The 25,126-nt window shown below is 73.2% G+C and carries 29 protein-coding genes and 1 tRNA gene; 12 read left to right on the top strand and 18 right to left on the bottom strand.

Annotated elements, in window-relative coordinates; all coding sequences use genetic code 11:
- On the bottom strand, positions 1 to 378 hold the full coding sequence (locus F563_RS0111760) for a c-type cytochrome (RefSeq protein WP_026299527.1): 378 nt from the start codon (positions 376 to 378) through the stop codon (positions 1 to 3).
- 145 nt (positions 379 to 523) lie between these two features.
- Here F563_RS0111760 and F563_RS0111755 point away from each other — a divergent pair, with 145 nt between their 5' ends.
- The 7 genes from F563_RS0111755 to F563_RS0111725 all read left to right on the top strand — a co-directional run bounded on the left by F563_RS0111755 (position 524) and on the right by F563_RS0111725 (position 6,569).
- The gene (locus F563_RS0111755; protein WP_035575128.1) at positions 524 to 835 is read left to right on the top strand and encodes a c-type cytochrome; all 312 of its coding nucleotides are present in this window, start codon (positions 524 to 526) and stop codon (positions 833 to 835) included.
- 13 nt (positions 836 to 848) lie between these two features.
- Positions 849 to 2,150 carry an NAD(P)/FAD-dependent oxidoreductase gene (locus tag F563_RS0111750; RefSeq protein WP_019014873.1) on the top strand — a complete coding sequence of 434 codons (1,302 nt, stop codon included), beginning with the start codon at positions 849 to 851 and terminating at the stop codon, positions 2,148 to 2,150.
- Positions 2,151 to 2,160: 10 nt separating this feature from the next.
- Positions 2,161 to 3,432, top strand: coding sequence for a sulfite dehydrogenase (soxC, locus tag F563_RS0111745; protein WP_019014872.1), 1,272 nt, complete (start codon positions 2,161 to 2,163; stop codon positions 3,430 to 3,432).
- Positions 3,425 to 4,162, top strand: coding sequence for a c-type cytochrome (locus F563_RS0111740; RefSeq protein WP_026299526.1), 738 nt, complete (start codon positions 3,425 to 3,427; stop codon positions 4,160 to 4,162). Before soxC ends, F563_RS0111740 begins: the two co-directional genes overlap by 8 nt.
- Positions 4,163 to 4,314: 152 nt before the next feature.
- Positions 4,315 to 5,070 (top strand): SDR family oxidoreductase, encoded by a 756-nt coding sequence (locus F563_RS0111735; protein WP_019014870.1) that lies wholly within the window; start codon positions 4,315 to 4,317, stop codon positions 5,068 to 5,070.
- A 46-nt stretch (positions 5,071 to 5,116) separates the two neighbouring features.
- Positions 5,117 to 5,983 carry an ATP-binding protein gene (locus F563_RS0111730; RefSeq protein WP_019014869.1) on the top strand — a complete coding sequence of 289 codons (867 nt, stop codon included), beginning with the start codon at positions 5,117 to 5,119 and terminating at the stop codon, positions 5,981 to 5,983.
- Positions 5,984 to 6,050: 67 nt separating this feature from the next.
- The gene (locus tag F563_RS0111725; protein WP_019014868.1) at positions 6,051 to 6,569 is read left to right on the top strand and encodes a hypothetical protein; all 519 of its coding nucleotides are present in this window, start codon (positions 6,051 to 6,053) and stop codon (positions 6,567 to 6,569) included.
- A gap of 7 nt (positions 6,570 to 6,576) precedes the next feature.
- On the opposite strand, the gene F563_RS22395 is transcribed toward F563_RS0111725, so the two are convergent.
- The 15 genes from F563_RS22395 to F563_RS0111650 form a co-directional block, all read right to left on the bottom strand.
- The gene (locus F563_RS22395) at positions 6,577 to 7,596 is read right to left on the bottom strand and encodes a M23 family metallopeptidase (protein ID WP_162140588.1); all 1,020 of its coding nucleotides are present in this window, start codon (positions 7,594 to 7,596) and stop codon (positions 6,577 to 6,579) included.
- Positions 7,597 to 7,718: 122 nt separating this feature from the next.
- The gene (locus F563_RS0111715; protein ID WP_019014866.1) at positions 7,719 to 8,390 is read right to left on the bottom strand and encodes a protein-L-isoaspartate(D-aspartate) O-methyltransferase; all 672 of its coding nucleotides are present in this window, start codon (positions 8,388 to 8,390) and stop codon (positions 7,719 to 7,721) included.
- Between the two features lie 3 nt (positions 8,391 to 8,393).
- Positions 8,394 to 9,200: a 5'/3'-nucleotidase SurE gene (gene surE, locus F563_RS0111710; RefSeq protein WP_019014865.1), complete on the bottom strand. Its 807-nt coding sequence runs from the start codon at positions 9,198 to 9,200 to the stop codon at positions 8,394 to 8,396.
- Positions 9,197 to 10,504, bottom strand: a complete 1,308-nt coding sequence (gene serS / locus F563_RS0111705) for a serine--tRNA ligase (RefSeq protein WP_019014864.1) — start codon at positions 10,502 to 10,504, stop codon at positions 9,197 to 9,199. Before serS ends, surE begins: the two co-directional genes overlap by 4 nt.
- Before the next feature lie 18 nt (positions 10,505 to 10,522).
- On the bottom strand, positions 10,523 to 11,323 hold the full coding sequence (gene tatC, locus F563_RS22390; protein ID WP_019014863.1) for a twin-arginine translocase subunit TatC: 801 nt from the start codon (positions 11,321 to 11,323) through the stop codon (positions 10,523 to 10,525).
- Between the two features lie 4 nt (positions 11,324 to 11,327).
- Complete coding sequence (gene tatB / locus F563_RS25365; protein ID WP_019014862.1) at positions 11,328 to 11,792, bottom strand: Sec-independent protein translocase protein TatB; 465 nt, start codon at positions 11,790 to 11,792, stop codon at positions 11,328 to 11,330.
- A gap of 38 nt (positions 11,793 to 11,830) precedes the next feature.
- Positions 11,831 to 12,022 (bottom strand): Sec-independent protein translocase subunit TatA/TatB, encoded by a 192-nt coding sequence (locus F563_RS0111690; RefSeq protein ID WP_019014861.1) that lies wholly within the window; start codon positions 12,020 to 12,022, stop codon positions 11,831 to 11,833.
- 114 nt (positions 12,023 to 12,136) lie between these two features.
- Complete coding sequence (locus F563_RS22380; protein ID WP_019014860.1) at positions 12,137 to 13,201, bottom strand: ABC transporter ATP-binding protein; 1,065 nt, start codon at positions 13,199 to 13,201, stop codon at positions 12,137 to 12,139.
- 4 nt (positions 13,202 to 13,205) lie between these two features.
- Complete coding sequence (gene scpB / locus F563_RS0111680) at positions 13,206 to 13,886, bottom strand: SMC-Scp complex subunit ScpB (RefSeq protein WP_019014859.1); 681 nt, start codon at positions 13,884 to 13,886, stop codon at positions 13,206 to 13,208.
- Positions 13,883 to 14,683, bottom strand: coding sequence for a segregation and condensation protein A (locus tag F563_RS0111675; RefSeq protein WP_019014858.1), 801 nt, complete (start codon positions 14,681 to 14,683; stop codon positions 13,883 to 13,885). Before F563_RS0111675 ends, scpB begins: the two co-directional genes overlap by 4 nt.
- A gap of 12 nt (positions 14,684 to 14,695) precedes the next feature.
- Complete coding sequence (locus tag F563_RS0111670; RefSeq protein ID WP_019014857.1) at positions 14,696 to 15,394, bottom strand: site-2 protease family protein; 699 nt, start codon at positions 15,392 to 15,394, stop codon at positions 14,696 to 14,698.
- A complete protein-coding gene (gene nagZ / locus F563_RS0111665; RefSeq protein WP_019014856.1) occupies positions 15,391 to 16,416 on the bottom strand; it encodes a beta-N-acetylhexosaminidase in 1,026 nt (341 codons plus the stop codon). Before nagZ ends, F563_RS0111670 begins: the two co-directional genes overlap by 4 nt.
- A gap of 7 nt (positions 16,417 to 16,423) precedes the next feature.
- Positions 16,424 to 17,245 carry an SPOR domain-containing protein gene (locus tag F563_RS22375; protein WP_019014855.1) on the bottom strand — a complete coding sequence of 274 codons (822 nt, stop codon included), beginning with the start codon at positions 17,243 to 17,245 and terminating at the stop codon, positions 16,424 to 16,426.
- 25 nt (positions 17,246 to 17,270) lie between these two features.
- Positions 17,271 to 19,031 (bottom strand): arginine--tRNA ligase, encoded by a 1,761-nt coding sequence (gene argS, locus F563_RS0111655; protein WP_019014854.1) that lies wholly within the window; start codon positions 19,029 to 19,031, stop codon positions 17,271 to 17,273.
- Positions 19,032 to 19,095: 64 nt separating this feature from the next.
- Positions 19,096 to 19,563, bottom strand: coding sequence for a MarR family winged helix-turn-helix transcriptional regulator (locus tag F563_RS0111650; RefSeq protein ID WP_026299523.1), 468 nt, complete (start codon positions 19,561 to 19,563; stop codon positions 19,096 to 19,098).
- 252 nt (positions 19,564 to 19,815) lie between these two features.
- On the opposite strand from F563_RS0111650, the gene F563_RS0111645 reads away from it, so the two are divergent.
- The 3 genes from F563_RS0111645 to F563_RS0111635 are packed head-to-tail and all read left to right on the top strand — an operon-like array spanning position 19,816 to position 22,086.
- Positions 19,816 to 20,289, top strand: coding sequence for a VOC family protein (locus F563_RS0111645; RefSeq protein WP_019014852.1), 474 nt, complete (start codon positions 19,816 to 19,818; stop codon positions 20,287 to 20,289).
- Positions 20,282 to 21,619 carry a serine hydrolase domain-containing protein gene (locus F563_RS0111640; protein ID WP_211211424.1) on the top strand — a complete coding sequence of 446 codons (1,338 nt, stop codon included), beginning with the start codon at positions 20,282 to 20,284 and terminating at the stop codon, positions 21,617 to 21,619. Before F563_RS0111645 ends, F563_RS0111640 begins: the two co-directional genes overlap by 8 nt.
- Positions 21,620 to 21,654: 35 nt before the next feature.
- A complete protein-coding gene (locus tag F563_RS0111635; protein WP_019014850.1) occupies positions 21,655 to 22,086 on the top strand; it encodes a VOC family protein in 432 nt (143 codons plus the stop codon).
- Here the strand turns inward: F563_RS0111635 and F563_RS0111630 are convergent.
- Positions 22,067 to 22,480, bottom strand: coding sequence for a hypothetical protein (locus tag F563_RS0111630; protein ID WP_019014849.1), 414 nt, complete (start codon positions 22,478 to 22,480; stop codon positions 22,067 to 22,069). The genes F563_RS0111635 and F563_RS0111630 overlap by 20 nt on opposite strands.
- 160 nt (positions 22,481 to 22,640) lie before the next feature.
- On the opposite strand from F563_RS0111630, the gene F563_RS0111625 reads away from it, so the two are divergent.
- Both F563_RS0111625 and F563_RS24470 read left to right on the top strand, forming a co-directional pair.
- A tRNA-Arg gene (locus F563_RS0111625) sits at positions 22,641 to 22,717 on the top strand.
- A 90-nt stretch (positions 22,718 to 22,807) separates the two neighbouring features.
- Positions 22,808 to 24,442 (top strand): phosphoenolpyruvate hydrolase family protein, encoded by a 1,635-nt coding sequence (locus F563_RS24470; protein ID WP_162140587.1) that lies wholly within the window; start codon positions 22,808 to 22,810, stop codon positions 24,440 to 24,442.
- Here the strand turns inward: F563_RS24470 and F563_RS0111615 are convergent.
- Complete coding sequence (locus F563_RS0111615; RefSeq protein WP_019014848.1) at positions 24,406 to 25,026, bottom strand: phosphoenolpyruvate hydrolase family protein; 621 nt, start codon at positions 25,024 to 25,026, stop codon at positions 24,406 to 24,408. The genes F563_RS24470 and F563_RS0111615 overlap by 37 nt on opposite strands.
- Between the last annotated feature and the right edge of the window lie 100 nt (positions 25,027 to 25,126).

The raw sequence follows: 25,126 nt of genomic DNA, 5'->3' as shown, positions 1-25,126 counted from the left end.
TCAGTTCTGCTTCAGGAACGCGATCAGGTCGTTGAGCTGCTGGTCGTTGCGGATGCCGGCGAAGGCCATCGTGCCGCCCGGCACCAGATCGCGCGGATTGCGCAGATAGGTGCGCAGGTTCTCCTCGGTCCAGGTCAGCCCGCCCTCGGCGAGCTCGCGCATCTTGGCCGAGTAGCGGAAGCCCTCGCGCGCGCCGGCAGGCTGGCCGACGATGCCGTGGATGTTCGGGCCGACGCCGTTGCGTCCGCCCTCGTTGATGGTGTGGCAGGCGCGGCACTGGTTGAACACGCGCTGGCCGGCGGCGGGGTCGCCGCTGGCGGCGGCCGGCGCGGCAGCGAACAGCCCGGCGGTGGCAATGATCATGACAGTCAGACGCATGGATCTCCTCCCAGACACGAGTCCGAAGCGCATAGCGTGACTGAGCGCCGGACTCAACCTTCGAATGTCAGAACTTTTGGTTGACGTCTCCGATTCCCGACCCTCAGAATAGGAAAAACCACGGGAACGGAAGGGGAGGATTCGCGTGCCTGGACAAGGTTTGACCGCGACCGCGATCGCGCTTCTGGGGCTGCTCGCCGCGCCGGCGGCGGCGGATCCGCTGCGGACCGCGCTGGTGACGGGCGGCTGCACCGGCTGCCACGGCCAGTCCGGCGAGGGCGGCAACGGCGTGCCGGCGATCGCCGGCACCAAGTCGCGCGCCGACTTCATCGCCACCATGCAGGCGTTCCGCGAAGGCAAGGGGAACCCGCAGCCGACCGTGATGGACCGCATCGCCCGCGGCTACACGGACGAGGAGTTCGCCCTGATGGCCGCGCATTTCGCGCGGGCGAACTGAGGGAGGATCGCCCATGACCGGACCCACGCTCACCCGCCGCGCCGCGCTCGCCGGCACGGCCGGCCTCGCCGCCCTCGCCGCGCCGCGCGTGCGCGCGCAGACCGCGGCCCGCATCGTCATCGTCGGCGGCGGCTTCGGCGGCGCCTCGGCCGCGCGCTTCGCCCGCGACGCCTTCCCGGATGTCGAGGTGACGCTGGTCGAACGCGCGCGCAGCTTCACCACCTGCCCCTACGGCAATCTGGTGCTCGGGGGCACGCGGCGGATCGAGCAGATCACCTTCACCTACGACGCGCTCGCGCGCCGCGGCGTGCGCGTGGTGCACGACGATGCGGTCGCGGTCGATCCACAGGCGCGCGGCGTGCGCCTCGCCGGCGGAACGACCGTGCCCTACGACCGGCTGATCATGAGCCCCGGCATCGACCTGCGCTGGGGCGCGATCGAGGGCTACACCGAGGCCGCGGCGGAGCGCATGCCGCATGGCTGGGTGCCCTCGCTCCAGCCGATCACGGTGCTGGAGCGCCAGCTCCGCGAGATGCCCGACGGCGGCACCTTCGTGATGGCGATCCCGGACAATCCGTTCCGCTGTCCGCCCGGCCCCTACGAGCGGATCAGCATGGTCGCGCAGTACTTCAAGCGGGCCAAGCCGCGCTCCAAGATCCTCGCGCTGGATTCGAAAGGCGGGTTCTCCAAGCAGCCGCTGTTCATGGAGGCCTGGGCCGAGCTCTACCCCGGCATGATCGAGTGGGTCAGCGCCTCCAACGACGGCAAGGTGATGAAGGTCGATCCGCAGGCCCTGACGCTCACCACCGAGTTCGGCCAGGTGCACCGCGCCGCGGTCGCGAACGTGATCCCGCCGCAGATGGCGGCGAAGATCGCGCGCGACGCCGGGCTCGCCAACCAGTCCGGCTGGTGCCCGGTGCGCGCGCGCAGCTTCGAGAGCGCGCAGGTGCCGGGCATCCACGTGATCGGCGATGCCTCGATCGCCGCGCCCATGCCGAAATCGGGCTATGTCGCCTCCACCCATGCGCGCCAGGCGGTGGCGGCGGCGGTGGCGGCGCTGCGCGGCCAGGAGCCGCCCGATCCGGTCTACTTCAACACCTGCTACAGCCATGTCGGGCCGGACTACGGCATCTCGATCGTGGGCACCTACCGCGCCGACGGGGATCGTTTCGTCGAGGTGCCGAACTCGGGCGGCATCAGCCCGCGCAACGAGACCATGACGCCCGAGCGCCGCGCCGAGCAGCGCCGGCTGGAGGCGCTCTACGCCGACGGCTGGTACGAGAGCCTGACCCGGCAGATGTTCGGGCTGAGCTGAGGGACGGACGATGCGCCCGCCCGCCCCGCCCTCGCGGCGCGGCGTGCTCGGCCTCGGCGCCGGGCTCGCCGCCGCGAGCCTCGCCCCCCGCGCCGCCGCCTCGGGCAATCCCGAGAACCACCCGCCCAACCTGCCGGAGTGGAGCCGCAGCCTCGGCCCCGGCGTGATCGAGGAGCCCTACGGCCTGCCCTCGCCGCACGAATCGCATGTGGTGCGGCGCTACGTGCCCTGGCTCACCGCCGACCGCCACGGCTCGGTCTCGTTCACCCCGCTCGCCGACCTGCACGGCATCATCACGCCGAACGGGCTCTGCTTCGAGCGCCACCACAGCGGCTACCCCGACATCGATCCGCAGGACTGGCGGCTGATGGTGCACGGGCTGGTCGAGCGGCCGATGGTCTTCACGCTCCAGGACCTGATGCGGATGCCCTCGCAGAGCCGCATCCTGTTCCTGGAATGCCCGGCGAACGGCGGCATGGAGTGGCGCGGGGCGCAGATGTCGGGGGTCCAGTACACCCACGGCATGATCCACTGCTGCGAGTGGACCGGCGTGTCGCTGCGCACGCTGTTCGCCGAGACCGGGCTGAAGCCGAACGCCTCCTGGATCCTGGCCGAGGGCGGCGACGCGGCGCATCTGACGCGCAGCCTGCCGATCGCCAAATGCCTGGACGACTGCATGCTCGCCTGGGGGCAGAACGGCGAGATGCTGCGCCCGCAGCAGGGCTATCCGGTACGCCTGGTCGTGCCCGGCTGGGAGGGCAATGTCTGGATCAAGTGGCTCCGCCGCATCGAGGTCGGCGACCGGCCCTGGTACCACCGCCAGGAGACGCGCAACTACACCGACCTGCTGCCCTCCGGGAAGGCGCGCCAGTTCACCTTCGTCAACGAGGTGAGCTCGGTGATCACCTATCCCTGCCCGGAGAAGCCGCTGACCGGCGTGTCGGGCTTCGTCGAGATCAAGGGCCTCGCCTGGTCGGGGCTGGGGCGGATCGCGCGCGTGGACGTCTCGGTCGACGGCGGCGACACCTGGCGCACGGCGGAGCTGCAGCAGCCGGTGCTGCCGAAGGCGCTCACCCGCTTCCGCATCCCCTGGGAGTGGCGGCCCAACACGGGTCCGTTCTACCTGGAGAGCCGCGCGATCGACGAGACCGGACGCGTGCAGCCCACCATCGGCATGCTGCGCGCGGCGCGCGGCACCGAGAGCATCTACCACAACAACGCGATCCAGACCTGGCTGGTCGAGCGCGACGGCACAACGGTGAACGTGCAGATCGATGCGTAGGACGATCGGATTGGGCCTCGGCGCGGCCGCGCTGGCCGGGACCGTGGCCGTGGCGGCGCAGGCGATCGACGCCTACAAGCCCTTCATCGCGCCGCCGCAGGGCAACACATGGGAGGCGGCATGGCCGCCACCCCCCGGCCTGCCCGCCCTGCCGCCGCGGCTCGGCTTCGGCGCGCCCGCCACCCCGGAGCAGATCCGCGGCTGGGACATCGCGATCCGCGCCGACGGTTCGAACCTGCCGCCCGGCCGCGGCTCGGTGGCCGATGGCGAGGAACTCTACGTCACCCACTGCGCGTCCTGCCACGGCGATTTCGGCGAGGGCGTGGACCGCTGGCCCGCGCTGATCGGCGGGCGCGGCTCGCTCACCACCGAGACGCCGCAGCGCACGGTCGGCAGCTACTGGCCCTCGGCGCCGATCTTGTTCGACTACACGCGCCGGGCCATGCCCTATGCCGCGCCGCAGAGCCTGACGGATGACGAGTACTACGCGATCGTCGCCTATGTGCTGCACCTGAACGAGCTGCTGCCGGCCGACGCGGTTCTGGACGCGGACGGCCTGCGCGCGATCCGCATGCCGAACCGCGACGGCTTCATCCTCGAGGAACGGCCGGATACGCCGAACGAGGCCTGCATGGCGAACTGCCGCCAGGGCCGGCCGGTGCGCGTCATGATGGACAGCCGCCAGTTCGTCCAGCCCGGCTCGGGCAGCGGGTTCAGCGAACCGCAGTAGCGCCCCGCCGGTCCGCGCGCGCCCCCGCGCGCGACGGCGGCGAGGTGCGGATGCGCTCGACGGCGATCGTGATCGCGGGGACCCGGTAGCGCCGCGGCCTCGACACGCCCGCCAGGCATGGCAGGCTGTCCGCCCAGCAGGAAGGACGGCCCATGCCCCATCCCGGATTCGACCTCACCGGCCAGCGTGCCCTCGTCACCGGCTCGACGCGCGGCATCGGCTTCGCGATCGCCCGCGCGCTCGGGCTCGCCGGCGCCGAGGTGGCGCTGAACGGACGCTCGGCCGGGACGGTGGCGGCGACCGCCGAGGCGCTCGGCCGCGAGGGCATCGCCACGCTCCCCGCCCCCTTCGACGTCACCGACACGGACGCCGCGCGCGCCGTGATCGACCGCCTCGGCCCGATCGACATCCTGGTGAACAACGCCGGGCAGCAGCATCGCGCGCCGGCCGTCAGCTTCCCCGACGAGGCCTGGAACGCGATCATCGAGACGCACCTGAACGCCGCGTTCCGGCTGATCAAGCTGGTCGCGCCCGGCATGATCGAGCGGGGCCGCGGGCGCATCATCACCATCGCCTCGGTTCTGTCCGAACTGGGACGGGCCAACATCCCCGCCTATGGCGCGGCCAAGGGCGGGCTGCGCTCGCTCACGCGCTGCCTCTCCACCGAATGGGCGAAGCACGGCGTCACCGTGAACGCGATCGGGCCCGGCTATGTGCTGACCGAGATGAACAGGCCCCTGGTCGAGGACGCGGCCTTCAATGCCTGGGTCTGCGCGCGCACGCCGGCGGGCCGCTGGGCCGACCCGGAGGAGATCGCCGGGGCGGCGGTGTTCCTCGCCTCGCCGGCGGCGTCCTACGTCTCGGGCCAAATCCTCTACGTCGATGGCGGGTTCACGGCCGCCATGTAGCCGCCCGTCTTGACGCGGCGGCGCGCGGCGGGGACACCCCGCGCCCATGATGGACAGCCACGACACCCAGGCCCTGCTCGCCCGCATCGCCTCGGCGCTGGAGCGCCTCGCCCCACCCCCGCCGCCGCCGGCCGATCTCTCCACGGCGGACGCCTTCGTCTGGCATCCGGAGCGCGCCGCGCTCTGGCCGGTGCCGCGGGTGAGCGCGATCCCGCTCACGCTCCTGCACGGGATCGAGCGCCAGCGCGACGTGCTCTTGGAGAACACGCGCCGCTTCGCGCGCGGCCTGCCCGCCAACAACGCGCTGCTCTGGGGGGCGCGCGGCATGGGCAAGTCCTCGCTGGTGAAGGCGATCCACGCCGCGGTGAACGAGGAGACGCGCGCCAGCGGCGGCGTCGTGCTGATCGAGATCCACCGCGAGGACATCCGCAGCCTGCCCACCCTGATGGCGGTGCTGCGCGAGGCGGGGCGGCGCTGCCTGCTGTTCTGCGACGACCTCTCCTTCGACGCGGGCGAGAGCGACTACAAGAGCCTGAAGGCCGTGCTGGAAGGCGGCGTCGAGGGGCGGCCGGCGAACGTGCTGTTCTACGCCACCTCGAACCGGCGCCATCTGCTGTCGCGCGACATGATCGAGAACGAGCGCTCCTCGGCCCTCAACCCGGGCGAGGCGGTGGAGGAGAAGGTCTCGCTGTCGGACCGGTTCGGCCTCTGGCTCGGCTTCCACCACTGCGACCAGCAGACCTATTTCGCGATGGTGGAGGGTTATGCCGGCGCCTTCGGCATCCCCGTCGATCCCGAGACGCTCAAGCGCGAGGCCGCCGAGTGGGCGGTGACGCGCGGGTCGCGCTCGGGGCGCGTGGCCTGGCAGTTCATCCAGGATCTTGCCGGGCGGCACGGCGTCAGGATCGGGTGAGCACGCCTGGGCCGGACCTCCGCGCCGTGGGATACCGGCCACGATCGCAGCAGACGGAGGATCGCCCATGGGCCAGTGCTTCGCCACCGAACGCCGCCTCGTCTCCGAGGCCGAGTACGGCCAGATCGTGAAGAGCCACTACCCGGAGGTCGAGACGCTGCCGGAGGAGGAGCTGCGCGCGCTCGCCCGCTGGCTGCGCGAGGCGCGCGACCGCGCGCGCGGCGTGATCGCCGGCCGCCGCCGGGCGCGCCGCGGCAAGGGCGGCACCCCGGAGGCGGGCGCCGCCAGCGAACGCGGCCTCGCCGCCAAGAAGCAGGTCTATGCGCGCGCGCTCAAGCGGGTGAACGCTCGGCTCGACCGGCTCTCGGCCGAGCGCAAGCGCGCCTCGATGCAGGCGCGGATGGAGGCGGCGCTCGCCCGCCGCCGCGAGGCGCCGGTGCATCACCCCGATGCCGGCATGACGGCGGGGCGCGGCATGGCAGCCAAGGGCATCCGCCGGTCGCGCCAGGGGCCACCCGGGATCGTCGTCGGCAGTGTCTCGCAGCGGGGCAAGGCGGCACAGGCGCGCCGCGACGCCCGCGGCTGAAGGGGTATCACCCCCCGGCGACCTGCCCGCCGAGATAGCGCATCGGATCGACCGGCCGGCCGTCGCGGCGCACCTGGAAGTGGAGCTGCGGCGTGTTCACGGCCCCGGTGCTGCCGACCCGGCCGATCACCTGCCCCTCGCGCACGGACTGGCCCTGGCGCACGGCCACCGCGTCGGCATGGGCATAGGCCGTGACCACGCCCGAGGCGTCGCGGATCAGGATCAGGTTGCCGAAGCCGCGCACCTCGTTGCCGACATAGACGACCGTGCCGGCATGGGCCGCGCGGATCGGCGTGCCGAGCGGGGCGGCGATGTTCACCCCGTCATTCACCAGCCCCCCGCCCTTGCGGCCGAAGGTCGAGACGACCCGGCCGCGCACCGGCCAGGCGAAGCGGCCCGAGCCGCGCGTCCAGCGCTGCGCGCCGGGGGGCGGCGGGGCCTCGGCGATCGCGCGCAGATCGGTCTCGGCCACCGGCGCGTCGTCCGGCCAGACGGGCGGCACCGGCACGCCGCCGATCGAGGCCGGCAGCACGAAGGCGCCGGGCAGGTCGGGCGGCAGCGGCAGGGTCTCGGCCAGCGGCGGGGCGGAGACAGGTTGGGGCGCGACGGGGGCGGCGGCAGGCGCCGCCCCGGGCGGCGCCAGCGGCTCGGCGACCACGCTGCGCGCGCCCTCGGCGAGCGTGCTGACCGGCGCGGTCGCGACCGGGTCGGGCGCCTGGGCGATCGCCGCGCCGACCGGCACGGGTGGCGGCAGACGCAGCGGCAGCATGAGCTGCTGGCCGGGGCGGATCGTGTAGGGTGCGGCAAGGCCGTTCGCGCGCGCGAGCTCCTGCCAGTCCACGTCGTTGCGCCGCGCGATCGCGCGCACCGTGTCGCCCGGCAGCACCGCGACCAGGGTCGGCGTGACCGCGGGCGCGACCTGGGTCGGCACCGGCGCGCGGCCGACGCAGCCGGCCACCGCCAGCCCGGCGAGCAGCACCGCCGACACGCCCAGGTTGCATCTCCGGAGCCCCGGAACCGGCGTCACGATGAAACGCTCCTCACGCCCTGCGACTCGTCCCGAGTCGGTTATACGGAGGCGCCGAGTCGGGGTGCAACCCAGACCGCGTTGACCGTGACATTTCTGCATCCGGGCGTTGCCGGGATGCCTCAGTCCCGCACGGGAATGTCCAGCGTCTCCGTCGCCGGCGGCGGCTCCGGCACCAGGGGCACGAAGCGCACGGCCGTAAGCCGCTCGCGCTCCCAGGCATCGCCGCTGCGGGTCAGGCGCCAGAGCCACTGGTCATGCGGGCCCGGCCCCATGGGCAGCACCATCACGCCCCCCTCGGGGCTGAGCTGTTCGAGCAGCGCGGGCGGCGCCTCGCGCGGGGCGGCGGTGACGATGATGCGGTCGAACGGCGCGAGCTCGGGCCAGCCCTTCGTGCCGTCGGCGCAGCGCGTGACGATGTTGGTGAGGCCGAGCTCGCGGAAGATCGCCTCGGCGCGCTCCAGCAGCGCCGGGTGGCGCTCGATCGTGTAGAGCCGGCGGCAGAGCTTCGCCAGCACCGCGGCCTGATACCCCGAGCCCGTGCCGATCTCCAACACCCTGTGTTTCTTCGAGACCCGCAGCGCCTCGGTCATCAGCGCGACCACCTGCGGCTGGCTGATCGTCTGGCCGAGCCCGATCGGCAGCGCGGTGTCCTCCCACGCTTGGTCCTTGAATGTCTCAGGAACAAAGGCTTCGCGGGGAATGCTCTCGATCGCCGCGAGCACGGAAGCGTCCGTGATCCCGGCCCGGCGCAGCGCCAGGATCAGGCGGATGCGCGAGGGATCTGACGCCACGTCTCAGCCGAAGGCGGCGCGCAGATCGCCCAGGAACCCGCGCGCGGTGAAGTCGATGGAGATCGGCGTGATCGCGATCGCGCCGTCATTGATCGCCGAGAGGTCCGACCCGCGCGGCTGCACCTCCTCCTTCGACCAGTCGACCAGCCAGTAATACGGCCGCCCGTCCGGGTCGGTGCGCTTCTCGAGCGCGAGCCCCTGCTTGCGGCGCCCCTGATGCGCCACGCGCACGCCGGTCAGGGTGTCGACCGAGCGGTCGGGCACGTTCACGTTCACCAGCGTCTCGTCCGGCCAGGGCTGTGCGGCGAGGCGGCGGATGATGTCGGGCAGCACGGTCTCGCAGGTGTCCCAGCGCGGCTTGCGCGGCTTCGCCCCGTTGCGCTCGGGCAGGTCGAGCGAGAGCGCGATCGCGCGCCGGCCGAGGAGGGTCGCCTCCATGGCCGCGGCCACCGTGCCGGAATAGCCGATGTCCTCGCCCAGATTGGCGCCCATGTTGATGCCCGACAGCACGAGATCGGGCGGCCGGCGGCCCAGGATGTCGTGCACGGCCACCAGCACGCAGTCGGTCGGCGTGCCCTCGACCGCGAAGCGGCGCGGCGCGAGGCGGTGCGCGCGGAGCGGCCGGCGCACGGTCAGCGCATGGCTCACCGCCGATTGCTGCGTCTCGGGCGCGACCAGCCAGACATCGCGCGAGAGGCTGCGCGCGATCTTCTCCAGCACCTTGATGCCGGGGGCGGCGATGCCGTCGTCGTTGGTGACCAGGATGCGCGCGGCCGAGAGATCCGCGAGCGGGGCGTGACGATGCGTCATGGCGTGATCGCCGCGAGCCCGCCCATGTAGGGGCGCAGCACCTCGGGGATGTCGATGCCGCCGTCCGCGCGCTGATACGTCTCCATCACCGCGATCAGCGCGCGCCCGACCGCGACCCCCGAGCCGTTCAGCGTATGGACGAAGCGCGTGCCCTTGCTCTCGGCCGGGCGATAGCGCGCGTCCATCCGCCGGGCCTGGAAGTCGCGGCAGTTCGAGCAGGACGAGATCTCGCGATACGCCCCCTGCCCCGGCAGCCAGACCTCCAGGTCGTAGGTGCGGGTCGCGCCGAAGCCGATATCGGCCGAGCAGAGATCGACCACGCGATAGGCGAGGCCGAGCCGTTGCAGGATGATCTCGGCCGAGGCCGTCATGCGCTCGTGCTCGGCGTCCGACCGTTCGGGCGTGGTGATCGAGACGAGCTCGACCTTCATGAACTGGTGCTGGCGCAGCATGCCGCGCGTGTCGCGCCCGGCGCTGCCCGCCTCGGAACGGAAGCAGGGGGTCAGCGCCGTCACGCGCATCGGCAGTTCCGCCTCGTCGAGCACCCGCTCGCGCGCGAGATTGGTCAACGGCACCTCGGCGGTCGGGATCAGCCAGCGCCCGTCGGTCGTTTCGAACTGGTCCTCGCGGAACTTGGGCAGCTGCCCGGTGCCATAGAGCACGGCCTCGCGCACGAGCAGCGGCGGGTTGACCTCGGTGTAGCCGTGCTCGCCCGTCTGCACGTCCAGCATGAACTGGCCGAGCGCGCGTTCCAGCCGCGCCAGCGCGCCCTTCAGCACGACGAAGCGCGCGCCGGCGAGCCGCGCCGCCGCCTCGAAATCCATCAGCGGGCTCCCATCGCGCGCGCGCGATGGGGACCCGAGCCCCAGCCGCTCGCCGAGCTCGAAATGCTGGAGCGGCGTGTACGGGAAGCTCCGCCTCTCGCCCCAGCTGCGCAGCACGACATTGTCGGCCTCGGATGTCCCGGTCGGCACCGCGTCGTCGAGCCAGTTCGGGATCGTCGCGAGCAGCGCGTCGAGCTCGGCGCCGAGGCGCTTCTCCTCCGCCTCCTCGCGCGCGATCGCCTCGGCCATCGACGCGGCCTCGGCCTGAAGCGCGGAGGCGTCCTCGCCCTTGCCGCGCGCGGCCCCGATGCGCCTGGAGAGCGCGTTGCGCGCGGCCTGCATCTCCTGGAACGCGGTCTGCGCGGCGCGCCGGCGCCGGTCCAGCGACAGCAGCTCGGCCGAGAGCGCGCCGAGCCCGCGGCGGGCGAGCATCGCGTCGAACGCCTCCGGCGCCTCGCGGATGCGGCGGATGTCATGCATCGGAGAAACCCGGTCTGGTCAGTCGGCGGCGGCAGCGGCCGCGGCGGCCTCCGCGCGCTTGCGGAAGATCTTCGCGGCGATGATCGAGCCTTCGTAGAGCAGGATCAGCGGCAGCGCGAGCCCCACCTGGCTGATCACGTCGGGCGGGGTGATGACCGCGGCGAGCACGAACATGCCGACGATGGCGTAGCGCCGCTTCGACGCCATGCCCTCGGGCGTGATGATGCCGACGCGCGCCATCAGCACGAGACCGACCGGCATCAGGAAGGCGAAGCCGAAGGCGAAGATCAGTCGCATCACCAGCGACAGGTACTCGCCCACCTTGGCTTCGAGCTGGATCGGCAGTCCGCCCGCACCCTGGGGGCTCTCGAAGGAGAGGAAGAAGTGCCACGCCGCCGGAATGACCAGGTAGTAGCAGAACGCCGCCCCCATCGCGAAGAAGAACGGGGTCGCGATCAGGAACGGCATCACCGCGCGCTTCTCGGAGCGGTAGAGGCCCGGGGCGATGAACAGCCAGAGCTGGGTCGCCCACCAGGGGAAGCTGATCATCAGCGCCCCCCACAAGGCCACCTTCAGGTAGGTGAAGAACGCCTCGTAGAGGGCGGTGAAGATCATCCGCCGCTCCTGCCCGGTCTGCTGCTGCAGGATGTCGGCGAGCGGGGCGGCGAGGAAGCCGTAGATCTGCTGGGAGAAGACGTAGCAGACGATGAAGGCCAGCACGAAGCCGCCGAGCGCCAGCATCACCCGCTGCCGCAGTTCGATCAGGTGATCGATCAGCGGCATCGGCTTGTCGTCGATCGTGTCCTCCTCGGGGCGCATCGGCTCAGACCGTGTCGCGCGTCTTGGTGCCGGGCGGGAGGAAGGCGGGCGGCTCATCCGCGGCCGGCGGCGGTGGCGGCGGCGGCGCGGCAGCCGGCTCCGCGCTGGCCGTGGCGGGCACCGGCGCGGGGGCCGGCGTCGCGGCGGGGCCCGGCGGCGGGGTCACGGGCTCGGCGAAGGGGTCGCTGAAGGACTTGGCGATGTCGCGGTCCTTGTCGATCTCTTCCTCGAACTGGCGCTTCATCTCGTAGGCGCCGTGCCGCACCTCGTCGATCTGGCGCTTCACCTCGTCGAGCTTGGTCTCGCGCATCATCTCGTCGACATGCACCTGGAACTCGCCGGCCATGCGCCGCGCCTTGCGGATGAACTCGGCGATCCCCTTGATCGCGTGCGGCAGATCCTTGGGCCCGATGACGATCAGGGCGACCACCAGGATCAGCGCGATTTCGGTCCAGGCCAGATCCAGCATGTTCCACCGGCGCGGCGCTCAGCGAGCCGCGCCCATCCTCACCGCTTGGGGTTCGCCTCGCCCTCGTCGAAGGGGGCATCGGCGCTGTCCGTCCTGGCCTTGGTCACTTCGCGCTTGAGGCTCTTCAGCCCCTTCGCCGCCTCGGCCGCCAGCGCCGGGATCCGGTGCGAGCCGAACAGCAGGGCGATCACGAGCCCCGCGATCACGATCTGCCAGATGCCGATACTCATGTCCGTGCGCGTCCCCCGGGCGCTGTCGCCGCGTCCCCGGCGAGAGCGCGGATCATGGCAGAGCGGCCCCCCCGCGGCAACGCGCGGTCCCGCGAGCCCGCGCCCGCCCTCCGCTCATGCCGCCGCGCGGTCCTGCTGCCCATCGGGGAACACATGCGCCCTCGTCGGGTCGAGCGCAACCGCCACCACGGCATCGCGCGCCGGCAGGTATTCGCCCGGAATGCGGGCGTGGATGTGCACCTCGCGGCCGCCATCCTCCACCGACAGGTGCACCATCGAGGTCCGGCCCAGCAGGCGCGAGGCCTCGACGCGCGCGCGCGCATGGCAGGGCTCGCCGGCCTCGGCAGGCATCAGCCGGATGCCCTCGGGGCGGATCAGCACCTGCACCAACGCCCCGTCGGGCAGGCCGGGCGCCGGCACCGGACCGAACGGGGTCGCCACCATGCCCAGCCGCACCTGGCCCGCGAGCCGGTTCACCTCGCCGAGGAAGGCGGCGACGAAGGGTGTCGCCGGGTGCAGGTAGATCTCCGCGGGCGGTCCTTCCTGGGCGATCACCCCGTCATGCAGCATCGCCATGCGGTCGGCCATGAACATCGCCTCCTCGGCGTCGTGCGTGACCATCAGCACGGCGATCCCCTCCTCCTGCAGCACGTGCAGCGTGTCGTCGCGCACGCGGTCGCGCAGCCGCGCATCGAGCCCGGAGAAGGGCTCGTCGAGCAGCAGCACGCGCGGGCGCGGTGCCAGCGCGCGGGCGAGCGCGATGCGCTGCTGCTGCCCGCCCGAGAGCGTGTGCGGCATGGCGTCGGCGAAGCGCTCCATGCCGACGCGGGCGAGCATCTCGCGCACCCGCTCGGCCTTGCGCGCGCCACGCAGGCCGAAGCCGATGTTCTGCGCCACGGTCAGGTGCGGGAACAGCGCGAAGTCCTGGAACAGCAGCCCCACGCCGCGGTCCTCGGGCGGCACCTCGCGGCCGGGCTCGGCCACCAGCGCGCCGCCGATCCAGACCCGGCCGTGCTGGAGCGGCGTCAGCCCCGCGGCGATCCGCAACAGCGTGGTCTTGCCGTCGCCCGAGGGGCCGAGCAGGCAGACGATCTCGCCCGGCGCGACCGCGAGGTCGATGCCGCGCAGCACCACATGGGCGCCGAACGCATGGCGGATGGCTTCGAGGCGGAGCGCCATGGCCCTACCCTCCCCGCGCCCCCTCGTCCTCGGGGTCGAGCGGCGGCGGCGCCTCCTCGTCGCGCTCGGCGGGGGGCGGCGGCAGCACGCCCTCCTCCGCGCCCGCGGGCGTGAGCGCGCCGGGGCGGAGCTCCAGCAGCCCGGCCGCCTTCAGCTCGTCGAGCTTCGGCAGGTCCTTGAGCGAGGCGAGGCCGAAATGCGCGAGGAACTGTTTCGTCGTGCCCCAGGTGGTCGGCCGGCCCGGCGTCTCGCGCCGTCCCTTGGGCTCGACGAAGCCGGCTTCGGCGAGCGCGTCCAGCGTGCCCTGGCCGAGCGCGACGCCGCGGATGTCCTCGATCTCGGCGCGGGTGACCGGCTGGTGATAGGCGATGATGGCGAGCGTCTCGACCGCGGCGCGGGAGAGCCGGCGCGGCACCTCGAAGCGCCTGCGCAGGATCGGCGCGAGATCGGGCGCGGTGCGGAGCTGCCAGCCGCCCGCGACCTCGGCGACCTCGACGCCGCGGCCGGCGAGGGCCGCCTGCAACGCCGCGACGGTCGCGCGCGCATCCGCCCCCTCGGGCAGCACCTCGGCCAGCGCCTTGGGCGTCACCGGCTCGGCGGCGGCGAACAGCAGCGCCTCGGCGATGCGCAGATGCTCGGCCTGCACCTCGGGCGGCGGCAGGGGGAGTTCGGCCGGCTCGCTCATGCCGTGCCCTCGCCCGCGGCAGGCGCGACGGGCTTCACCCAGATCGGCCCGAACGGCTCCTCCTGGCGCAGGTCGAGCCGCCCGTCCTTGGCGAGTTCCAGCCCGGCGATCAGCATCGAGGCGACCCCCGCGCGGGTCGGCAGGCCGGGACCGAGGCCCGGCGGCAGGAAGCGGGTCAGCACCGCCCAGTCCGGCACCACGCGCAACAGCCGGCCGAGACGTTCCAGCGCGTCCTGCACGCTCATCAGCCGCATCGGCGGCGGGATGTAGCCGCGCCGGCCCAGGCCCCGCCGGCGCGCGGCGGCATAGCCCGCGATCAGCTCATGCATGGTCAGCGCCCATCCGCCGGGCACCTTCTCCACCCGCGCCTCGGGCGCGCCCCTCGGCCAGACATCCAGCCCGATGCGCGGCCGCGCCATCAGCGCCGCGCCCGCCTCGCGCATCGCCTCGAGCCGGCGGAGCTGGAAGGCGAGCAGCTCGGCCGCCTCCTCCGGGCTCGGCTCGTCCTCCGGCCGCTCGGCCGGCGGCAGCAGCAGGCGCGACTTCAGATAGGCGAGCCAGGCCGCCATCACCAGGAAGTCGGCGGCGAGGTCGAGGTCGAGGGCCCGCGCCTGCTCGACCCAGGCGAGATACTGCTCGGCGAGGGCGAGGATGGAGATGCGGGCGAGATCGACCTTCTGCTCGCGCGCGAGCCCGAGCAGCAGGTCGAGCGGCCCCTCGAACCCCTCCACCGCGACCGAGAGCGGCGCGATGCGGGGGGGCGGGCCTTCGAATGCGGTGACGGCATCCTCGGTCATGCGTGCCCCGGTTTAGAGCCCGACCGCGGTGAACACCAGCCGCCTGAGCCAGAACAGCGGCGGCAGCAGCCAGCGCCCGATCGGGTCGGTCGGGATGCCGGCCTGGCGCAGGATCGCCGGGACGACGAACAGGCCGAACAGCACGATGAAGATGCCGGCCTGCTCCAGCCGGGCGAGCGCGCGCGCGGGCCCGAGCGGCAGCACCCCGACCAGAATGCGCCCGCCATCCAGCGGCGGCACCGGGATGAGGTTGAACAGCATCAGCAGCAGGTTGATCTGCACCGCGAACAGGATCATTTCGGCGAGGAAGAGCCCGACCGGGCGCGGCGGGATGTCCACCAGATGCCCCATCGCCGCGATCGCGAAGGCGAGTGCGAGGTTCATCGCCGGCCCGGCCGCCGCCACCAGCGCCATGTCCTGGCGCGGGCTGCGGAAGTAGCGGGTGTCCACCGGCACGGGCTTGGCCCAGCCGAACAGGAACTCGACCCGGCCGATCGTCATCCATTGCAGGCCGAACAGGATCAGCGGCAGGGCGATGGTGCCGAACGGATCGACGTGGCGCGCGGGGTTCAGCGACAGCCGGCCGAGGCGCTTCGCGGTGGGGTCGCCGAGCGCGTTCGCCGCCCAGCCATGCGCGACCTCGTGCAGGATGATGGCGACCAGCGCGCCGGGGGCGATCACCGCCACCCCCCAGAGGATCGACTCGATCACGCGAGCAGGGCGTCGAGCGAGGCGCGCGCGCGGTCGCGATCGAGCCGGAGCCGCCTGGACAGCGCGCAATGCGCCGACCGGTCGAGACGCTGGGCGGCCTCGCGCGTCAGCGCGGGGGTCTCGGCCAGCACCTCCTCGGTGCGCGCCGGGTCGCCCGCGCATTCCAGCACCGCATCGCAGCCGGCCGCGATCGCGGCGCGCGCGAGCGCCCCCGGCGGCCCGGCCAGCGCCTTCATGGCGAGATCGTCGGTGACGAGGAAGCCGTGGAAGCCCACGCGGCGGCGGATGAACGCGATCACGGCGGGAGAGATGGTGGCGGGACGCTCGGGATCGAGATCCGTGAACAGGATGTGCGCGGTCATGCCCCAGACGCGCTCGCGCGCCAGCGCGGCGAAGGGCCGGGCGTCATGGGCGAGGATCTCGCTCGCCGGCGCCTCCACCACCGGCAGCGCCTCATGGCTGTCGGCGGTCGCGCGGCCGTGGCCCGGCAGATGCTTGATCACCGGCACAACGCCACCTCCCTGGAGGCCGCGGATGACGGCGCGGCCGAGCGCGGTGGCGATGCGGTGGTCGTCGCCATGCGCGCGGTCGCCGATCACGTCGTGACCGTCCGGCGCCGGCAGGTCCAGCACGGGGGCGCAGTCCACCGTGATGCCGGCCTCCCTCAGGTCCTCGGCGATCAGCCGCGCGTTCAGGTGCGCCGCCCGCCGGGCCGCGGCCGGATCGCGCCGATAGAGGTCGGCGAAGGTGGCGGCCGGCGGCGGATGGCGCCAATGCGGCGGGCGCAGCCGGGCGACCCGCCCGCCCTCCTGGTCGATCAGGACCGGAGCATCGTGGCGGCCGATCACGAGCCGGAATTCCACCAGAAGATCAGCGAGTTGTCGCGGGTTGTCGATGTTGCGCGCGAAGACGATCGCGCCCAGCGGTTTGGTGCGCGCGAAGATCTTTCGCTCTGCCGATGTCAGTTCGAGGCCGGAAAGGCCCACGATCGCGGCGCGCGGCGCCTCCTCGTCCTCGTCCACTCTGCCCTCAGGATCCGCCGACGACGAAACAGGTGAGGCCCCGCGCGCGCACCTGGTCGCAGAAGCCGCGCGCGGCCGCGACATCGGCGAAGCCGCCCGTGCGCACGCGCCAGAAGGGTTGGCCGTCGCGCTCGCCGCGGCTGACGACAAGGCTGTGACCCGCCAGGAGATCGGGCAGACGCGCACGCAGCCGGTTCCATTCGGGTTGCACGGCCGCCTCGCTGCCGACCGCGGCGAGCTGCACCTGCACGGGACCGTCGGCGCGCGCGGGGGCGGCTGGCGGCGCGGCGGGTGGCGCGGCCGCCGCGGCGGGCGGCGGCAGCGGCAGGGCCGCGGTCTGGGACGTGGCCTGGGGCGTGGTCTGAGGCGTGGCCTGCGGCGGTGCCTGGGGCGTGGCGGCTTCAGCCGGCGGAGCGGCCGGGGCCTCGGCCGGGGCGGCCGCTTCGGGCACCGGCGCCCGCGCCGGCGGGGCCGCGCGCGGCACGGGCAGCGGCGCCTCGGGCGGCGGCAGCAGCACCTCGATCCGGCGGCCGGGGGCCGACGGCGCCGCCCCGGCCATGCGCTGATAGACGAGCTGGTCCTGGTTCGGCACCTGCATCCCGCCCGGATCGGCCGGGCGGACCCGGAACGGGGCATTGTCGGCGACGATCAACGGCACCTCGCGCTCGCCCCGCTCGCCGGTGCCGACCAGGGCGACGGCGGCGACGAAGGCGAGCACGCCGACCACGCCGGCGAGCAGCAGCACGCGCGGCCGGCCGCGCCGGTCGCGCTGGCGCCAGGCCGGCTCGCCGAACCGCGCCGCCGGGATGTCGAGGTCGCCGGCCCTCACGCCCGCTCTCCGTCCTCCGTGCGCCTCAGCGCATCTCCTCGACCGGCTCCACCCCCATCACGGCGAGCCCGGAGGCGATCACGGTGGCGGTGGCGGACACCAGCGCCAGCCGCGCCATCGTCTCCTCGCGGGCATCCGTGCGGATGAAGCGAAGCTCGGTCTCCTCGCGGCCCTTGTTCCACAGCGCGTGGAAGGTCGCGGCGACATCATACAGGGCGAACGCGATTCGGTGCGGCTCGGCTGCCTGGGCCGCCTGCTCCACCACGCGGGGCCACTGCACGAGCGCGCGGATCAGGGCGAGCTCGGCCGGATCGGCGAGCGCACCGCGCGGCGCGCGGGCGAGCGCCGCCGGCGCGACCGCCTCGGCCCCGAACGCCTCGGCCGCGTGGCGCAGCACCGAGCGGCAGCGCGCATGCGCATACTGCACGTAGAAGACCGGATTGTCCTTGGTCTCCAGCCGCACCTTGTCGAGGTCGAACTCCATCTGCGCGTCCGCCCGCCGCGTCAGCATGATGAAGCGGACGACGTCGCGGCCGACCTCGTCGATCAGGTCGCGCAGCGTGACGAAGGTGCCGGCGCGCTTGCTCATGCGCATCGGCTCGCCGCCCTTCAGCAGGTGCACGATCTGGCAGAGCACGATCTCCAGCGTCGCGCGCCCCTCGCCCACCGCCTGCACGGCCGCCTGCATGCGCTTGACGTAGCCGCCGTGATCGGCACCCCACACGTCGATCAGCCGGGTGAAGCCGCGCGCGATCTTGTCGGCGTGGTAGGCGATGTCGTTGGCGAAGTAGGTGTTCGAGCCGTCGGACTTCCTGAGCGGCCGGTCGATGTCGTCGCCGAAGCGGCTGGCGCGGAACAGCGTCTGCGGCCTGGGCTCCCAGTCATCGGGCTTCTGGCCCTTGGGCGGCTCCAGCACGCCGACATGGATCAGGTCGCGCGCTTCGAGCTCGGCCAGCACGCGCTCGACCGCGCGCGCGCGCACCAGCGCCGCCTCGGAGGTGAACACCTCCTGGCGCACGCCGAGCGCGGCGAGATCCTCGCGCACGGTCTCCATCATCGCGGCGATCGTCTCGTCGCGCACGCGCTCGAGCCATCGCGCCGGATCGGCCGGCGTGGCGTTCGGGCCCGCGAGGGCGGTGCCGTGGCGGCGCGCGAGCGCCTCGCCGACGGGGATCAGGTAGTCGCCCCGGTATTGCAGCCCGCCGGGCACGCGCGCGTCGAACTCGGCCTCGGTGAGCGTGGTGCCGAGGGCCTGGAGGTAGCGCCAGTAGGCGGCCCAGGCGAGCGCATCGACCTGCGCGCCGGCGTCGTTGATGTAGTACTCGCGCGTGACGTCGTAGCCCGCCTTGGCGAGCAGGTTCGCGAGCGCGTCGCCGACCACGGCGCCGCGGCAGTGGCCGATATGCAGCGGCCCGGTCGGGTTGGCGGAGACGTATTCCACGTTCACGCGCACGCCCTGGCCCAGGGTCGAGTTCCCGTAGTCGGTGCCGGCGGCGAGGATGTCGGCCAGCCGGTCCTGGAGGAACTCGGGGCGGAGCGTCAGGTTCACGAAGCCCGGGCCGGCGACCGCGGCGGCGGCGACGGCGGGATGGGCTCGGAGCGACTCGGCCAGCTGTTCGCCGAGCGCGCGCGGGTTGGTGCGCAGCGGCTTGGCCAGCACCAGCGCGGCGTTGGTGGAGATGTCGCCGTGGGCGGGGTCGCGCGGCGGCTCGACGGTGAAGCCGTCGGGCGGCGCGTTCGGCAGGGCGGCGGCGATGGCGTCGCGGAAGGCGTGGAAGATGTTCATGCACGTGGACGGGGCAGCGGGGGGATACGATGCACCCGCACCCTCCGCGCAAAGCCCCATCGCGTCAATGCGTTGCGCGAGGCGGTTCGGCGAGCGAAGCGAGCGCAGCGCGCAGCCGGTCGGCCTCACCTTCGGCCAGCGTCGCCTCCATTTCCCGATGGGTTCTCGTCCAGATCGGCACAGCCTCCGCCAGCAGCGCGCGCCCCGCGGGCGTGAGCGCCATGACGCGGCTGCGCCGGTCGGTCGGGTGTGGCCGCACCTCGACCAGGCCGCGCCGTTCCAGCGGCTTGAGCGCCGCGGTCAGCGTGGTGCGGTCCATCGCGAGGAAGGCAGCGATCCGGCCCATCGGCGGGGGTTCGGGCTGGTTGAGCGCCATCATCAGCGAGAACTGGCCGTTGGTCAGGCCGAGCGGGCGGAACGCCTCGTCGAAGCGGCGCGCGAGTGCCCGTGCGGCGCGCTGCACGTGCAGGCAGAGGCAGTGGTCGCGGACATGCAGCGTGGTCGCGCGCGACACGTCAGCGGGGTTTGACATGGCCCATTTACGTTGATATCAATCTTTCCGTCAACCGGGTCCGTTACGTCGTGCGGCCATCATGCCACGGCCGCCCTGGTCCGGAAGGGGCGCATGCGGCACCGGGCGCGGCACCCCGGACGGACCGGACCGAACGGGAGCGTATCGTCCCGCCTGCGATCCGGCGGCGGCGCCAGGTGCGGCCGGAACCACCCCCCCCGGCCCCGTGCCGGAGGGCAACGGCAATCGACATCACAGCGGCGAGGAGAGGCCATGGCCAAGAACACGATCTGCCTTTGGTACGACAAGGACGCCGAGGCGGCGGCGCGCTTCTATGCCGAGACCTTCCCAGACAGCGCGGTGCGCGCGGTGCACCGCGCCCCCGCCGACTACCCGTCCGGCAGGAAGGGCGATGTGCTGACGGTCGAGTTCACGGTCGCCGGCATCCCCTGCCTCGGCCTCAATGGCGGACCCGCGTTCAGGCACAGCGAAGCCTTCTCGTTCCAGATCGCGACCGAGGACCAGCGGGAGACCGACCGGTACTGGGACGCGATCGTCGGCAATGGCGGCGAGGAGAGCGCCTGCGGCTGGTGCAAGGACCGGTGGGGCATCTCCTGGCAGATCACGCCGCGCGTCCTGACCGAGGCGATCGCGGCCGGCGGCGACGAAGCGCGGCGCGCCTTCGAGGCGATGATGGGCATGCGGAAGATCGACGTCGCCGCGATCGAGGCCGCGCGCCGTGGCTGACGCCCGTCCCCCCGCCCGAGGCAACCGGATCGGCGCGGAACCGGGCGGCAAGCCCTGCCCGTCCCTGCCGCGCGGCAAGGACCGCGAGGGTGTGCCGCGCCGCGCCCTCGCCGCCGGTGTCGCCGCGCTGGCAGTCGCGCCGCGCACCGCCGCCGGAACGGATTTCGCCCGCATCGATGCCGCGCTCGACGAAGCCGTCGCGGCCGGCACGGTTCCGGGACTCGTGGCGCTGGTCGCACGCGGCGAGACCGTGCATGTCCATACCGCCGGTGTGCGGAGCCTCGAGACCGGCGCGCCGATGCGGCGCGACACGATCTTCGCGGTCGCCTCGATCGCCAAGCCGCTGACCGCGGCCGCCGCGCTGCTGCTGGTCGAGGACGGCGTGCTCGGCCTCGACGAGCCGGTGGACCGGTTCCTGCCGGAGCTGGCGAACCGCCGCGTGATCCGCAGCCTGACGGGCCCGCTCGACGACACGGTGCCCGCCACGCGGCCGCTCACGCTGCGCGACCTCCTGACCATGCGCATGGGGCTCGGCGCGGTGTTCGCCGATCCCGCCACCTCGCCGCTGCTCCGCCGCATGGCCGAACTCGGCGTCGCACCCGGTCCGCGCCTGTTCCAGGACGGCCCGGACGCGTTCCTGCGCCGGCTCGGATCGCTGCCGCTCGTCCACCAGCCGGGCGAGCGCTGGCTCTATCACACCGGGCTTGATGTCGCCGGCGTGCTGGTCGCGCGCGCCGCCGGCATGAGCCTCGGCGCGTTCCAGCGGCGCCGCCTGTTCGAGCCGCTCGGAATGACCGATACCGGGTTCTTCGCGCCGACCGGAAAGGCAGGGCGCCTGGCCACGGTCTATTGGCGCGACCGCGAATCCGGGCGGCTCGCGGTCTGGAACCCGGCCTCGGGCGCGGGCTTCGCCGACCCGCCCGCATTCGAGGCCGGCGGCGGCGGACATGTCTCGACAGTGGACGACATGCTCGCCTTCGGCCGGATGCTGCTCGATGGCGGAACGTATCGCGGCCGACGCATCCTGTCCGAGGCGAGCGTGGCGGCGATGCTGACGGATGCGATCACGCCGGCGCAGAAGGCCGCCTCGCCGTTCTTCCCTGGCTTCTGGGACACGCATGGCTGGGGGCTCGGCATCGGCCTGGTGACCGCGCCCGACGCGATCTCGCCGACCCCCGGCCGGTTCGGCTGGTGGGGCGGGTTCGGCACCACCTTCTGGTGCGACCCGGCCACCGACACGGTCGCGCTGCTGTTCACGCAGCGGATGATGGGCGGCCCGGACGACGCCGCGCTCGGCAACGACTTCCTGCGCCTCGCCTTCGCGGCCTGACGCAGCCTGCACCCACGCCAAGGACGGAGACAACCATGCCCAACGACGCCCCTTCCGCCACGACCTGCCCGGACGCCGCCGTGATGAACGGCGTGATCCCGTATCTCGGCCTGAACGGCCGCGCCGGCGAGGCGGCCGAGTTCTACGCCCGCGCCTTCGGCGCGCGCGAGCTCGGCCGATACCCGGATCAGCAGAACCCCGGCCGTTTCATGCACGTGCAGATCGAGATCAATGGCGGCGCGCTGATGATGACCGACCAGGGCGGCTGCAACGGCGAACCGACGCCGTCGCCGCAGGGCTTCCATCTCCAGCTCGTGGTCGCCGATGGCGATCTCTGGTGGTCGCGCGCGCTGGCTGCCGGCTGCACCGTGGCGATGCCGTTCGAGCGTCAGTTCTGGGGCGACCGCTGGGGGATGCTGCGCGATCCCTTCGGCCTGCACTGGGCGATCAACGAGGCGGCCGGGTGACGCGTCGGCGGCCCGGCCGCCGCACCAGCCGCACCGCGCCGCGCACCGGCAGGAACAGGAGGGAGAGCATCGCGCTCAGCCCCACGAGCATGATCACGATGCCGAACCAGGTGGCCGGGTCGTCGAACCGCCAGTTCGTCATGCCCACGCCGACGCCGGCGATCGAAACGGCGATCAGGAACCCGAAGGGCCAGAGCGCGGCCAGCACCCAGGCCTGCCCGCGCTCGGAGAACGGCTCGTACTGGGGCTGCGCGCGCGGCCGTTCCTGATCGGCGCGCTCCATCTCGATCTGCATGTCGATGAAGACATCGGTCGCGTCCTCGACCGGCTTCGGCACGAGGCTCGGCTCCTTGCGCCGATGATAGCGCTGGAAATACCCCTCTTCCTGCGACACGTCCCGACTCCCGACGCCGTTGGCTTTGCCACGTCATGCCATGGATCGCGCGGGCGAACGACCGCGAAGGCCGGCGGGCCCCGCTTCCGCGGCGGATCCGGCGGCGGCAGGACGCGCCTCTATCCCCGGGCGCGCCCGCCTGTGCTAAGCAGGACGGAGCGTCCCCGTAGCTCAGCAGGATAGAGCACCAGATTCCTAATCTGGGGGCCACAGGTTCGAATCCTGTCGGGGACGCCATTCCCGCACGAGACCGAGGCCGCGCCGGCCGGCACAGGCGGGACGGCGGCAGCGATGCCCCGGCCGATCCGGCATGGTAGCGTCGCCGACGTGGCACGACGCTCCGAGATCCTCGTCGGCGCGGCCATCGGCCTCGGCATGACCGCGCGTGCCGCCGCCGATGGCGGGGCCGATTTCCTCCTCGCCCTGAACGCGGGGCGGCTGCGCGTCATGGGCGCGCCCTCGCTCGCGGCGATGCTGCCGATCTGCGACAGCAATCCGTTCACCGATGCCTTCGCCCGGCGCGAGATTCTCGACCGAGTCGCCATCCCGGTGTTCTTCGGCGCCGCCGCCTGCGATCCGCGCATCGATCTCGCCGCCCTGCTCCGCCGCATCCGCGCGGCCGGCTACAGCGGGGTGACCAACTTCCCGACCGCGATCCACCATGACGGCGCCTTCCGCGCCGCGCTCGAAGGCGCCGGGCTCGGCTTCGCGCGCGAGGTCGAGATGCTGCGCCTCGCGCGCGAGCTCGGGCTCGCGACCCTCGGCTACGCCAAGACGCGCGCGGAGGTGGACGCGATGCTCGCGGCGGGCGTCGGCCATCTCTGCCTGAATTTCGGCTGGAACGCGGGCGGCAGCATGGGCATTCCCGGCGGCGTGCCGCTGGAGGACGCGGCCGAGCGCGCGCGGCGCATCTTCGCGCATGTCCGCCGCGTCGCGCGCGGCACGCTCTGCCTGGTCGAGGGCGGCCCGATCGTCGATCCGTCGCACATGATCCGCGTCTGCGACGCCTCGCGCGCCGACGGTTATGTCGGCGGCTCGACACTCGACCGCCTGCCGCTCGAGATGTCGGTGATGCAGACGACCTCCGCCTTCAAGACGGCGCGGCTGCTCCGCGCCGAGGTCGTGGCCGACGCCCCGCGCATCGCCGGGCTGATCGGGCGGTCGCAGGCCGCGCGCGCGCTCGCCCAGCGGATCGCCCGGCTGGTCGCGACCGACCTGCCGATCCTGATCGAGGGCGAGCCGGGCGCGGGCCGCACCTCGGTCGCGCGCGCGATCCACGTCGCGAGCCGGCGCAGCGGCAACCTCACCCTGCTGGATGCGCGCGAGGACATCGCCGCGCGGCTGTTCGGCGAGGCGGGCCGCGGGCTGCTCGCGCTCTCGCAGAACACGGTGGTGATCGAGCAGGCGGATGCGCTGGCGCCGACGCTGCGCACGCGGCTCGCGGAATGGATCGATCGCGGCACCTTCGAGCGCTTCGCCAAGCCCGGCGAGCGGCCGCCGCGCGCGCGGCTGCTGCTGACGCATCCGCCCGGCGGCGAGGCGCTCGCGCGCGCGCTGTCGGCGCAACGCCTGGTGGTGCCGCCGCTGCGCGAACGGATGGAGGACCTGCCCCTGCTCGCGCGCGCCATGCTGGGCGGCGCCGGCCGCGGCGTGCCCACACTCGAGCCCGCCGCGCTCCGGCTGCTGATGGCCCAGACCTGGCCCGGCAATCTGCGCGAGCTGCAGGAGCTTCTGCTGCGCGCCGCGACCGAGGCGCGCGACGGCCGGATCGACGCCGCGCTGCTCGAACGCCTGCTCGGCCCGGCGACGGCCGCGCCTGACCCGCAGGTGATGGATGAGCGTGCCTGGATCCTCGACGCGCTGCGCCGGCACCGCTTCCGCCGCGGCGAGACCGCGGCCTTCCTCGGCATCGCGCGCAAGACGCTCTACAACCGGATGCGCCGGCTCGGCCTGGAGACCTGACCGACGGCCGGCTCGCGCCAGCGCAGCGGCTCGCCCCCCTCGATCGCGACATGCCCGGCGAGCTCCGCCCACCACGCGGCGGGGCGCGCACGCGCGCCGAGGCCGGGATGCAGCACCATCCGCCGCAGCCCGAGTGCGAGCGCGAGATCGGCGGCATCGCGCGAGGTGACGCAGGCGATGGGGGCGAAGCCGCGTTCGGCGAGGCGGAGGAGCAGGCGGAACTCGGCCTCCGCCCGGTAGCCGACCGAGGCGAGCGCGGCGGTCGTTTCGCCATCGTAGAGCTGGACCGTCGGGTAGTTGATCACCTGCGTGACCGCGGCCCGCCGCAACGTCTCGGCGAGATCGGCGAGGCGCAGGAACGGGTCGGTGGCGAAGATCCCCGCGATCGGCGGGCTCGTGCGGAACGGCGCGCGCGACGCGAGCGCCGCGGCGAGCGCGCCGTTGATGTCGAGCACCGGCAAGAGGCCGACGAGCGGCCAGTGTTGAGGCGCGAAGGGCGCCAGCGCGGGCAGGAACACGGCCTGGGCGCGGGTCTCGCGACGCAGGCCGTCGAGTGACGCGGTGGGGAACAGCGTGTCCGACACGCCCCAATTTTACCCATCGATCGCGCATTATCCATCTTGAAGCGCGGCCGCGCTTTCGGGCACATCCGCGGGCGACAGCGAACGAGCCGCGACGCGGCCA

Origin of the sequence: Elioraea tepidiphila DSM 17972 (assembly GCF_000378465.1) — a bacterium.
Taxonomy (GTDB): Bacteria; Pseudomonadota; Alphaproteobacteria; order Acetobacterales; family Acetobacteraceae; genus Elioraea; species Elioraea tepidiphila.
This window is presented reverse-complemented; position numbering and strand designations above follow the sequence as displayed.

Bases quoted from the DNA above. Each gene is read 5' to 3' on its own strand.
- tatB (WP_019014862.1), bottom strand. From the start codon at position 11,792: ATGCTGGATCTGGCCTGGACCGAAATCGCGCTGATCCTGGTGGTCGCC.
- serS (WP_019014864.1), bottom strand. From the start codon at position 10,504: ATGCATGACATCCGCCGCATCCGCGAGGCGCCGGAGGCGTTCGACGCG.
- F563_RS0111645 (WP_019014852.1), top strand. From the start codon at position 19,816: ATGGCCAAGAACACGATCTGCCTTTGGTACGACAAGGACGCCGAGGCG.
- argS (WP_019014854.1), bottom strand. From the start codon at position 19,031: ATGAACATCTTCCACGCCTTCCGCGACGCCATCGCCGCCGCCCTGCCG.
- F563_RS0111650 (WP_026299523.1), bottom strand. From the start codon at position 19,563: ATGTCAAACCCCGCTGACGTGTCGCGCGCGACCACGCTGCATGTCCGC.
- soxC (WP_019014872.1), top strand. From the start codon at position 2,161: ATGCGCCCGCCCGCCCCGCCCTCGCGGCGCGGCGTGCTCGGCCTCGGC.
- F563_RS0111730 (WP_019014869.1), top strand. From the start codon at position 5,117: ATGATGGACAGCCACGACACCCAGGCCCTGCTCGCCCGCATCGCCTCG.
- F563_RS0111725 (WP_019014868.1), top strand. From the start codon at position 6,051: ATGGGCCAGTGCTTCGCCACCGAACGCCGCCTCGTCTCCGAGGCCGAG.
- scpB (WP_019014859.1), bottom strand. From the start codon at position 13,886: ATGAGCGAGCCGGCCGAACTCCCCCTGCCGCCGCCCGAGGTGCAGGCC.
- F563_RS22380 (WP_019014860.1), bottom strand. From the start codon at position 13,201: ATGGCGCTCCGCCTCGAAGCCATCCGCCATGCGTTCGGCGCCCATGTG.
- surE (WP_019014865.1), bottom strand. From the start codon at position 9,200: ATGACGCATCGTCACGCCCCGCTCGCGGATCTCTCGGCCGCGCGCATC.
- F563_RS0111740 (WP_026299526.1), top strand. From the start codon at position 3,425: ATGCGTAGGACGATCGGATTGGGCCTCGGCGCGGCCGCGCTGGCCGGG.
- F563_RS0111635 (WP_019014850.1), top strand. From the start codon at position 21,655: ATGCCCAACGACGCCCCTTCCGCCACGACCTGCCCGGACGCCGCCGTG.
- F563_RS0111675 (WP_019014858.1), bottom strand. From the start codon at position 14,683: ATGACCGAGGATGCCGTCACCGCATTCGAAGGCCCGCCCCCCCGCATC.
- F563_RS0111760 (WP_026299527.1), bottom strand. From the start codon at position 378: ATGCGTCTGACTGTCATGATCATTGCCACCGCCGGGCTGTTCGCTGCC.
- F563_RS0111735 (WP_019014870.1), top strand. From the start codon at position 4,315: ATGCCCCATCCCGGATTCGACCTCACCGGCCAGCGTGCCCTCGTCACC.
- F563_RS0111750 (WP_019014873.1), top strand. From the start codon at position 849: ATGACCGGACCCACGCTCACCCGCCGCGCCGCGCTCGCCGGCACGGCC.
- tatC (WP_019014863.1), bottom strand. From the start codon at position 11,323: ATGCGCCCCGAGGAGGACACGATCGACGACAAGCCGATGCCGCTGATC.
- F563_RS0111690 (WP_019014861.1), bottom strand. From the start codon at position 12,022: ATGAGTATCGGCATCTGGCAGATCGTGATCGCGGGGCTCGTGATCGCC.